This window comes from Bradyrhizobium sp. 23 (genome assembly GCF_023073295.1).
In the GTDB taxonomy this organism is placed as follows: domain Bacteria; phylum Pseudomonadota; class Alphaproteobacteria; order Rhizobiales; family Xanthobacteraceae; genus Bradyrhizobium; species Bradyrhizobium canariense_D.
Map to the genome: position 1 here is coordinate 658,311 of NZ_JADPJF010000148.1, position 10,224 is coordinate 668,534.

At 63.4% G+C, this 10,224-nt stretch carries 7 protein-coding genes; 3 read left to right on the forward strand and 4 right to left on the reverse strand.

The window, feature by feature from the left end; genetic code table 11:
* Both IVB32_RS36495 and mdlC read left to right on the forward strand, forming a co-directional pair.
* Positions 1 to 747: aldehyde dehydrogenase family protein (locus tag IVB32_RS36495; RefSeq protein ID WP_247412963.1), on the forward strand; the 747-nt coding region annotated here is incomplete at its 5' end.
* A 35-nt stretch (positions 748 to 782) separates the two neighbouring features.
* Positions 783 to 2,390, forward strand: a complete 1,608-nt coding sequence (gene mdlC, locus IVB32_RS36500; RefSeq protein ID WP_247393740.1) for a benzoylformate decarboxylase — start codon at positions 783 to 785, stop codon at positions 2,388 to 2,390.
* Here mdlC and IVB32_RS36505 read toward each other — a convergent pair.
* From IVB32_RS36505 to IVB32_RS36515, 3 genes are all read right to left on the reverse strand, one after another.
* Positions 2,387 to 3,922, reverse strand: a complete 1,536-nt coding sequence (locus tag IVB32_RS36505) for a hypothetical protein (RefSeq protein ID WP_085395552.1) — start codon at positions 3,920 to 3,922, stop codon at positions 2,387 to 2,389. The genes mdlC and IVB32_RS36505 overlap by 4 nt on opposite strands.
* Positions 3,923 to 3,952: 30 nt before the next feature.
* Positions 3,953 to 5,128, reverse strand: a complete 1,176-nt coding sequence (locus IVB32_RS36510) for a glycosyltransferase family 4 protein (protein WP_247412964.1) — start codon at positions 5,126 to 5,128, stop codon at positions 3,953 to 3,955.
* A gap of 302 nt (positions 5,129 to 5,430) precedes the next feature.
* Complete coding sequence (locus IVB32_RS36515) at positions 5,431 to 6,777, reverse strand: polysaccharide biosynthesis C-terminal domain-containing protein (protein ID WP_018458715.1); 1,347 nt, start codon at positions 6,775 to 6,777, stop codon at positions 5,431 to 5,433.
* Positions 6,778 to 7,210: 433 nt separating this feature from the next.
* Here IVB32_RS36515 and IVB32_RS36520 point away from each other — a divergent pair, with 433 nt between their 5' ends.
* Positions 7,211 to 8,434 carry an NAD(P)/FAD-dependent oxidoreductase gene (locus IVB32_RS36520; RefSeq protein WP_085395443.1) on the forward strand — a complete coding sequence of 408 codons (1,224 nt, stop codon included), beginning with the start codon at positions 7,211 to 7,213 and terminating at the stop codon, positions 8,432 to 8,434.
* A 30-nt stretch (positions 8,435 to 8,464) separates the two neighbouring features.
* On the opposite strand, the gene IVB32_RS36525 is transcribed toward IVB32_RS36520, so the two are convergent.
* Complete coding sequence (locus tag IVB32_RS36525; protein ID WP_204510800.1) at positions 8,465 to 9,601, reverse strand: GNAT family N-acetyltransferase; 1,137 nt, start codon at positions 9,599 to 9,601, stop codon at positions 8,465 to 8,467.
* Positions 9,602 to 10,224 lie beyond the last annotated feature (623 nt).

A 10,224-nucleotide genomic window follows, 5' to 3' on the forward strand; every position in this document is an offset into this window, starting at 1 on the left:
GTCATCGCCGAGCTCGCCGGGCGCCACCTCAAACCGGTGCTGCTCGAGCTTGGCGGCAAGGCGCCTCTTGTCGTGCTCGACGATGCCGACCTCGATGCCGCCGTCGCGGCGGTCGCATTCGGCGCCTTCATCAATCAGGGCCAGGTCTGCATGTCGACCGAGCGGGTGATCGTCGACGAGGCGGTAGCGGCGTCCTTTGTCGACAAGCTCGCGAAGAAGACAGCTGCGCTTCCGGCCGGCGACCCGCGCTCCGGTCCGGTCGTCATCGGCTCGATGATCGACGAAGCGCCGGCCAAGCATGTCGTTGCACTGATCGACGACGCGATCGCCAAAGGCGCCGTCAAGCTCGCGGGCGGCGACCGGGTTGGCACGGTCGTTCCGGCCACCGTGCTCGACCGCGTGGTGCCCGGCATGCGCATCTATACCGAGGAGAGCTTTGGTCCCGTCGTCTCGGTGATCCGGGCAAGTGGCGTGGATGACGCGGTGCGGCTCGCCAACGATACCGAGTACGGCCTCTCGGCCGCCGTGTTCGGCCGCGACGTCGCGCGCGCGCTGACGGTGGCGCAGCGGATCGAAAGCGGCATCTGCCACGTCAACGGCCCGACCGTGCATGACGAGGCGCAGATGCCGTTCGGCGGCATGAAGGGATCGGGCTACGGCCGCTTCGGAGGTCAGGCCGGGATCGCCGAGTTCACCGATCTGCGCTGGATCACCATCGAGACCCAGCCGCAGCACTATCCCTTCTGACCGCGCAACAAGCGAAGCCCATCAGGACGCTATTCATGAATTCGAAAGTTCTCACGGTTCGGGAAGCGACCCTCGGTGTGCTTCGCTCCTTTGGCGTCGATCGCGTTTTCGGCAACCCCGGCTCGACCGAGCTTGCCTTCCTTGGCGACTGGCCCGACGACATCGACTACGTGCTCGGATTGCAGGAAGCCTGCGTCGTCGGTATGGCAGACGGCTATGCGCAGGCCACGGGACGAGCGGCGTTCGTCAATCTGCACTCGGCGGCCGGGCTCGGTCATGCCCTCGGCAATCTCTTCACCGCATTCCGCAACAAGACACCGATGGTCGTGACAGCCGGGCAGCAGGCGCGCAGCCTATTGCGGATGCGACCCTATCTCTTCTCCGAGGACGCCGCACAGTTTCCAAAGCCCTATGTGAAATGGAGCGCCGAACCGGCGCGCGCCGAAGATGTTCCAGCGGCGATCGCGCAGGCCTTCCTCACCGCCATGCAGCATCCCCGCGGTCCGACATTCGTGTCGGTCCCGTCGGATGATTGGGCGCGGCCCGCAACCGCTCCACCGGTCCGCTGCATCGCGACGGAGTTTGCGCCCGATCCGGCGGCGATCGTTCGGCTCGGCGCGGCGATCCGAGCCGCCAAAAAACCTATCTTCGTTGTCGGACCCGAGATCGATCGCAGCGGCTGCGTCGACGCGATGGTCGCTGTGGCCGAGCAGGCGAGCGCGGCCGTTTGGGCAAGCCCGATGTCGAGCCGTTCGAGCTTTCCGGAATTGCATCCGCTGTTCGCCGGCTTCCTTCCGGCAGCACCGGGAGGGCTCGCCCGCGCATTGCGCGGCGCCGATCTGATCGTCGTGGTCGGCGCGCCGGTGTTTACTTTCCATGTCGAAGGACAATGTGAATTGCTCGACGACGGAACGCCGGTCTGGCAGATCACGGATGATCCGACGGAAGCCGCATCCGCTTCTGTCGGTGACACCATCATCAGCACGCTCCCAAAGGCGCTGGCTGGGCTGCTGTCGGCGATGCCAGGGATCGCGGAGCGCGAGGTGCCGGCCGCGCGGATGCGGCCTGCCGTTCCTGCCGCGCAAAATCCGCTTCCGCCCGCTTATGCGCTCGCCCGGCTCTCCGCGTTGATGCCGGCCGATGCGATCGTGGTCGAGGAGGCGCCGTCGCATCGTCCCGCCATCCAACAATTCCTACCACGGCCTGGCGCGGACAGCTTCTACACGATGGCGAGCGGCGGACTTGGTTATAGCCTGCCGGCCTCGGTCGGCGTGGCGCTGGCGCGGCCAGGCCGCCGCATCGTCGCCCTGATCGGTGACGGATCGGCGATGTATTGCATCCAGGCAATCTGGACCGCGGTGCAACGCCGCCTGCCGATCACTTTCGTGATCATGAACAATTCAGGCTATGGCGCGATGCGCGCCTTCAGCCAGCTGATGCAGGCGCATCGCCCGCCCGGGATCGACCTGCCCGGGCTCGACTTCGTGGCGCTCGCAAGGGGAATGGGTTGTCCGGGGCAGCGCGTGACCGATGTCGGCGACGTCGACGCCATCTTGACCGAAGCGTTGGCATCAAGCGGTCCCGCGCTGGTCGATATCGCCGTCGACGACGCCACGACGGACCTGTTCAGCCATCCGCGCTAGCTGGCGGCAGAGGGGCTGGTCCGCGGCGACAAGACAGCCGATGGAAATTTGCCTCCGAAGGCACGGGTCTTGGGTTGGACACGCGACCCGTCGATCACCTCGAGTTGTCCGCAGCGATTCAAGGTATGCAACTTCCTGCCGGGCCATGCTGGCCCTGGCCGCAGAGAGTGGCGGATAATCTGCTTGAACGTCGTCGGCGACAGTTCGACGATTTCCGCCAGGGCGAGCGCTGCCCCATATCCGCCGGCACAATCCTGGACCGGGCGCCACAATTTGTCATTGATGGTGACGAAATTCCCCGCAGGCCGCGTGCTCGCGCGGTCGATCAGGACCGGGTTGCTGGCATGCGGCAACCACGGGCCCATGAGGTGCTCGGCGTGATAGATCGCCAACGAATCCGAATACCCGCCAGTGCCATCGCGCCAGGCTCCGAACAGATAGTGCAGGCCGTTGTGCCGCGTGATCGTCACATCGGCGAGTTCAAGTCCTGAAAGCAGCGTCGCGTGGCGCTCCCATTTGTCCGGGAACCGAACGCATTTATAGATGGCGACGTCCCCATTGGTCGAGCTCTCCGGGATCATCCACAATGCGCCATCGTCCTCGATCAGGAACGGATAGGAGAGGTGCCAGGGCTCGTCCAATACGGGCACGACCGCTCCGACCGGGCCCTTATCGTCGAACTCGATCGCGGAAATGATTCCTTTTCCAATCCGGTGATCGAGATCCTCAAAGAAGACGAATGTTCTTCCCTGCCATGTGATGGGGAAAGGATCGGCGTAGAAGTGGTTTCCGGGATCGGCAAGGACGTTCCAGCGAGGCCCTGACAGGTCTCCGGTCTGCCAGACGCCTGCGCCCTTGTTGATGCGCCATCCGACATGCCAATGCGGGGCATAGCAGCAGAGGCGATAGATCTCCTTGGCGATCGATATGGTGAGGCCGCGCGCGACATAAGCCGTTGGCGGGCGGCCGTTGTCCGCTCGGGCCGGTCGTGCCAGCTGCGGCACGATGCGCGGTCGTCCCGACAAGATGGCGGCCACCATGGTCAGGGTTCGCGCCATGACCGTTTCCAGGCCCCCGCTCAGACCGGCCGCGATTTCGGCGGAGGGATGGCCACGATCGAGGACTGCACCGTCGACCTCGTCGACGATTTCGATCACCGGCAGATCGCCGGCGAGAATGGCGGCAAGAGCTGCGTTTTCGCCTGCCACTCCATTGAACAGCGGGCGGAGATACTGCCGGGCGGAGCAGTTCGGATCCCGCGCGCCACCGGTGAAATCGACGATGACGTCTGCCGTGCCGGCGCGAGCCTGCATCCGGTCCGGACTGATCTTCAGCCTTTCGGTGCCGCTGTGTTTGCCCTTGTGCAACACCAAACGTTCGAGTTCGAACAGCATGTCGAGACCCGCCGGCCGCGGCTCCGCCGTTGCCGTCCACGCGATCTGGACCGGTACATCCCGCCCGTCGATCGACAGCGTCTCGCGGCCCATCCACCGCCGCGCATTCTCAATTTCACAGCGAAACTCGATGGTCATGTCGAGCCGATCCGTTTCCATGCGCCCCGATCAAATGACCTGGCCGAGAATTCGAACGTATTCCTCCACCATGGCGTCCACTGAATAGCGCAGCTTCAGGCCTTTGGCGTTTTGCCGCAGTTCGTCGCTCAGTTTTTGGTCCGTCAGGAGCCTGGAGACGGCGGCCGACAGCTTGGTATGATCGGAGGCATCGACGAACAGCGCTGTCGGCTTCCCTTCGACGGACAACACTTCGCGCAAGACCGGAAGATCGGTGACGACCGAGGGAACGCCGGCGTTTGCAGCCTCCACAGCGGCGAGGCCGAAGGTCTCCGCCTGCGTCGGAAATACGAACACGTCGAGAGCGGCGAGAAACTCCGCCATCTGGCGTGGGGTGATTTCGCCGAGCAGATGCAGCCTGTCCGATACTTTCAAGTCATCCGCCAACTGCCGCAGCCGGGCCTCATCGGCTCCCTGCCCGGCCAGTGCGAGGTGCCAGGAGGGTTGATCCGGCAACAGACATATCGCCGCGTCGAGCCGCTTGTGCGGGTGTAATCTTGCTGCGCAGCCGAGCAGGGGGCTATCCGGCGGGAGATTGAACTTCTGTCGCGCAGCTTGCTTCGACAGGGTGAGCGCCTTGTCGTCGAAGCCGTGCGGGACATGCACCATGCGCGCGCGATAAGCCCTGGGGTAGCGCGAATACTCGCGCTGCATGTCCAGCGAGTTGAGCGTGATGCGGTCGAAGAAGCCGAGGCTGCCCATGACGATGTCGGCCGTACGGACCGGCCAGCTCATCGACAGCGCGGATGAAACCTGATTGGCGATGACAGGTGCGCGGCAGATCAGGCGCGCCACACCGGCGCCGATGACATTGCCGAAGTGCTGAAAGGTCAGAACGGCGTCAGGCCTGGTGGCCCTGATATGGCGGCCGAGCGTCCACAGCATTTGCAGCAGCGCCAGCGGATTTCCCGGCCGGCTCGACGCGCAATAGACCGTGTGGGGCGGCTCATCGAACGAATCCGACTTGCGGAAGAAGAAAAGATTGGTGACGCGATAGCCGCGGGCGGTCAGCCCGGCGCCAAGCAGGCGCGAGATCTCCTGCGCACCGGCGTTCTCAGCCTGGGTCTGTACGAGCAGCACGTGCGGCTTGCGTCCGCCACCGTTGGGCGACGGGAGTGCTGTCGCAGTCGTCTCGCCCAACGCCTTGTTTGGCTGGTAATGCAGCACGGATCCCGACCCATTAGAGAAGCGAATTTTTCACCTTCTTAACTCCGTATCTACCATGCGGGCATCGCGCGGACACCGACTAGCAATAAACGGAGTTAATGCGCCCTGCCGCAAGGGCATGAGGGAATTCCGCTGGTTCCCGACGAAGTGCAGAGGACGCGGGCAACCGCCGATTAACCATCGATATTTGGGTTGGAGCCGGCCCACTGAAGCATATGAAAACGACGCACATTCCGCCGGTGCGCCGACGGCTGCTGGTGCGCTCTCCTTCATGCGGGACACGCGCGACATATGCTGACGCTCTATTCGCCGGAGTCCGCGCCACGGACCGCGTAGGCGCTGGGCTTCGATGCGGAGAAGCGCAGAAGCCCTAGAATCGAAGGATCGACGCCGGTTCGCCGGCGACAGAGGATGTTGAGGACGATGGTCGCTAACGCGAGCGACACAGTGGCCGAGATCGCTGCGCCAAGAACGCCGAGCCAGGGAATGAGGACGAGAAATCCAACCAGCCGTAGCGCTACGTTCCCGGCAATCACGGGGACATACTCGCGCTCATGGCCGGTCAGTTGCAATATCGCCGCAGACGGACCGCCCGCCGCCTGGACCGCCGTTCCGATCGCGAGCACGATCAGGACCCAGTGCTGCGCAGCGAAATGTGGCCCGAACAAGTTGAGTAGATGGGGACCTCCAACCCAGATCAGGAGGAGTCCGCTGACCACGCACACCGCGGTCACTTCCGCCATGAGCCGCAACGTTCGCTCGAATTCCTGATGGTTCTTGCTGAAGTACAGCGAGGGGAGCCGACGTGCGCCAAAGCTGTACAATGCGGCCGACAGCATGGCGAAGATGTTGGCCAGGCGCGAAGCGGCAAAATAAATTCCGGCGGTTGCCGGGTCCAGCATCCAGTAGACCAGAATGACGTCGAAATACTGGTTCGCGGCTTCGAGAATGGATGCGACCCAGAAATGAAGCGCGCTCGATCTCCAGCGCGACGGCTCGGAACGCACCGCCGTGCCGCGGAAATCCGGTAGAACTCGCGCAATCGCGATGATCTGTGCGACCAGTCCGACCGACATGGCAATCGTCATCACGGCGATCAATTCGGCGGGATCAAGCTGCCGATGGCCGAACATGATTGCGAGCAGAAACAGCACCACGCTGACTCGCCAGAAGAACTCCCTGTTTCCTTCCCCCATGAGAATGCTGACCAGCGAGCGTGCGATCTGGCTGCCAAGCATCAGTCCGGCATTCACGGCTGTGTAGGCCGACACCGCGACAACCAGCAGCCACGAGGCGCCTTTGATGTTCGCGCCGATCGCGATTGCGCCGATCGCAATCAGCATCGCGACGGAGGAAATCTTGAAGCTCGATAGCAGCACGCCCTTGGTGAGATCAGGCTGATTTCCCACCCGATACTCGTTCAGAAATCGCACCAGCAGCGATTCCTGGCCCACCAGACCGACGACCGCTGCCATCTGGGCGACCGAAAGCCAGGTCGCAAAGATGCCAAACCCATCGGGCGACATCGTTCGTGCCGCAAGCGAGAACAACGCGAACGCAAGCGCGCCGCTACCAACCTTGAGAAGGATGGTTCCGGCAACACCGCGCGTCACGTCGCGCCGCATGAATTGGACGATGGATTCGATCATGGAGATTTAAGGGGCAACTTCCCCTGAAGAGACATTTTCCGATTACCTGCGACAGCCTAGCATGCCGAAAAACCGCGAGTGTTAATGGACGGCCTCCATGATCCCGCCCTCCGCGGCGACGTCGCGGCCATGCCTGTTGCTTCACTATGGAACATCGCTGACCCCATTGTCCCAGATAGAGCAAAGTGCGGCCCGGTCGCGTGGCGGCAGAGCGCCGCATCGACGGCCGATGAGGCGAGATGAGCCATTGGAATGCGGACCGGCTCAACGGGAATGGCCATCCCGAGCAAGGCGCGTGCCGGATCTCATCGGGCCGGGCAGGTCTCCGCTGCGTTAACCGAGATATCGAGAAATGATCGCGTTTGGTCCTACGATGCGACATCAGGCGAGAGAATTGCACGGGCAACCATCGTTGACCGTGGGAGCCTGAACCATGACGGCGGATAGCAACGTGACCGAGCCGAGCGCTGGATCTGCGACCGCGGCGATCGTCGTCGACATCGCGATCGTCGGCGGCGGCCTTGCGGGCTCGCTCGCGGCGGCCGTGCTCGCGCGGGCAGGGCATCGTGTCGCTCTCGTCGACAAGCGCGCGGTCCATCCGGACGAGTTTCGGGTCGAAAAAATAGGCGGCCGTCAGCTGGAGATGTTGCGCAAGCTGGGCTTCCTCGATGCGCTCGACAACGTGGCCTGTCGATATGATCAGGTGCTCAACATCAGGGAAGGCAAGGTGGTCGATGTCAGCGTCGGCCGGGCTTACGGGCTTCCATATGCCGATCTCGTCGCCATGGCGCGCAGCCAGCTGCCTGATCCGTCCAGCCTCATTGTCGATGAGGTCACTGCGGTCAATTGTCGCGACGATCTCCAACATGTCGAGCTCGCGTCAGGGGGGCGCATAACTGCGCGCCTCGTCGTGCTGGCCACGGGCATGGCGGGCGTGCTCGGCTACAAGCTCGCCATCAAGCGGCGCGTGCTGGCCGAGCGCCATTCGGTTTCGTTCGGCTTCACGATCGCCCGCCGCGACCACGCGCCGTTCGATTTCGAGGCGTTGACCTGTTATGGGGAGCGCACAGCGGACGGCATCGATTATCTCAGCCTGTTTCCCGTGCGTGCCGGCATGCGGGCAAATCTCTTCATGTTCCGAGACCCGACCGATCCGATCATGCGCGAGCTGCGCCGTGAACCGGAGGCGACGGTCTTGCGCCTGCTTCCGGGATTGCGGCCCTACCTTGGCGATTTCCACGTGATCGACCGGGTGCAGAATTGGGTGATGGACCTGTCCGTCGTGGAAGGACATCTCCAGCCCGGAGTCGTGCTCATCGGTGATGCGTTCCAAACGAATTGTCCGGCCGCCGGCACGGGCGTCGCCCGTCTGCTGGTCGACGTCGAGCGCCTCTGCACCGAATATGCGCCGCGTTGGCTCGGGACCGAGGGCATGGGCCGGGAGAAGATTTCTGAATTCTATTCCGATCCCGACAAGGTCGCGGCGGACCAGCAGTCACTGAAGATGGCGCGCTTCCGGCAGGCCCTGACGTCCCGCAACGATATTGGCTGGGACGTGCGGCGGCGGCTGCACTTCCTGCGACGCAGTATCACCCACCGGCTCGATCAGATGCGGCCCGGCTGGCTCGCCCAGGTTCGAAGCGCGCTACGCGCCTGAGAGCGGCACCCGGTCGGCCCCTCGCACCGGTCAGCGCGTCGGCGTTGAGGTCCGGGTCGGCAGGAACCTGAACTCCGACATCCGCTTGGCGGCCAGCTTGAGCCAAGGCGCCTGTTTCAGTGCGAACAAGGAGATGGCGCCCGTGGTGCTGCCCGCCTGCGTGACCGTCCACATCGGTGAAGGCTGAGCGCCGAACTGCTTCTTGTAGGGCTCGTCGCCGATGGTGAAATCGAGCATCTGATCCCCGCGCTCGATGCAATCCTTCGCCACCTGCTCGAACATCAGCGCGCCCAAGGACTGGCTTTTGTATCCGGCAATGTCGAAGGCGCCCATGATCACGAGGAAGCTGCCGTGATGGCTGAGTCCGAGCACGGCTGCGATGACCTCGCCGTTCATCTTCATCGCATAGAGCCGGACAAAGGAGCCGAGGCCGCGCTGCGCCACGTCGGAATAGAAGCCGTAATATTCGGGGCGCTGGAGCAGATCTCCGTCGCCATGTGCCTGAAAGCGCGGCCCGCGAAATTTCTTCATCACGTCCAGCACCTCCAAGACAGCGGCACTGTCGCGGCAGCATGAAAAACTCAAGTCCCCCTTCTTCTGGAGCTGCCGGGCTTTCTTTGCGAGCTCCTTCTGGTAGGAACGGTCCAGCGCACTGGCGCGCCATTGCTCGAAGGGCGCGACCAGAACGGTCGCATAGGCATTGGTGTCCATCGCTATGCGGCGGGGCGCAGCCAGCAGGTTCTCGATCGGAAGCCGTCCATCCGGCAGCTTGGTCATCCGGAGCAGATCGAACGGGCGGACGAGGCACCGGATTTCTGCGCAGGCACTCTCGTCCTTGAGCAGCTCGGAAAATACCTGCGGGCTGCATACGGGCGCGAGGTAGTCGGAAACGCGGAGGTCGGCGAATTCGACGGTCCGTATCGGGCCGCGCCGGATCCGCAGCAAGGGCAACACCATCGCAAGGGCGCCCGTCGCGCGGTGGCGGACCACGACAACCAGAGGAGTTGCGCCCACATGAGACGCGAGCCTGGTGTAGAGGGTGTCGAGCCAGAGCGGATGCTGGAACGCGGTGGCGGCCGAGTTGTCGAACAGCTCCGCGTAGTCCGGCGACAGGAAGTCGAATCCCTGCTCGATGGCGATGTCGAATGTGTTGCTAGGTCTGTTCATACGCAACCAAGAAAGCAGATGGCTCGGGACGAATTGATGGAGCCGGATCTACGCTCTATAGCAGGGTCGTTACGGGGGAGACACCGGCGGCGTATGATTTGCATTAATCCTTCGAGCGAGGCGCGTATGGTTACCAAACCGTTAATTCCTCATCGAGCGGCCTCGCAGCCGAAACAGCCACGACCGCGTCAACCCCCCTCGTCAAATATATTCCGCTTTACCGAAATTCGGAAACGGCGTATGTGTCGTCCATCCCGGCTCATCCTTGAGGGGCGATCTTGTGGTCGTCATGTTCGCGAGCCGGGCTTGCGGTGGACGCGGCAGCGTTCGGGTGCGAGAGGCCAAGGGCAGGGCGGATTGCTCTCCGTGAGCCCAAGGCTGCGTTCCGACGAGCGGCGCTGCTAGGCTTCGTCTCGTCTGTAAGTTTCCGGCTCCGTCGACAGGGCTGGAAAAACTGCGGCGAAATGGCGAGCGCGTACGGCAAAACCGTGTGGTCCTGGCCGTCGTTGCTACGGTCAAGCTCTTGCGGATGCGGCAGTCGCGTCAACCGGCGCGGTGCCGGTGACTTTCGCAGGGGTGAGGGAGGCCAGCAGGAACTCGGCTCCCGGGAGAGCACGGCATAA

Coding starts and splice junctions, on each gene's coding strand:
- mdlC (WP_247393740.1), top strand. CDS start 783: ATGAATTCGAAAGTTCTCACGGTTCGGGAAGCGACCCTCGGTGTGCTT.
- IVB32_RS36505 (WP_085395552.1), bottom strand. CDS start 3,922: ATGACCATCGAGTTTCGCTGTGAAATTGAGAATGCGCGGCGGTGGATG.
- IVB32_RS36515 (WP_018458715.1), bottom strand. CDS start 6,777: ATGATCGAATCCATCGTCCAATTCATGCGGCGCGACGTGACGCGCGGT.
- IVB32_RS36520 (WP_085395443.1), top strand. CDS start 7,211: ATGACGGCGGATAGCAACGTGACCGAGCCGAGCGCTGGATCTGCGACC.
- IVB32_RS36525 (WP_204510800.1), bottom strand. CDS start 9,601: ATGAACAGACCTAGCAACACATTCGACATCGCCATCGAGCAGGGATTC.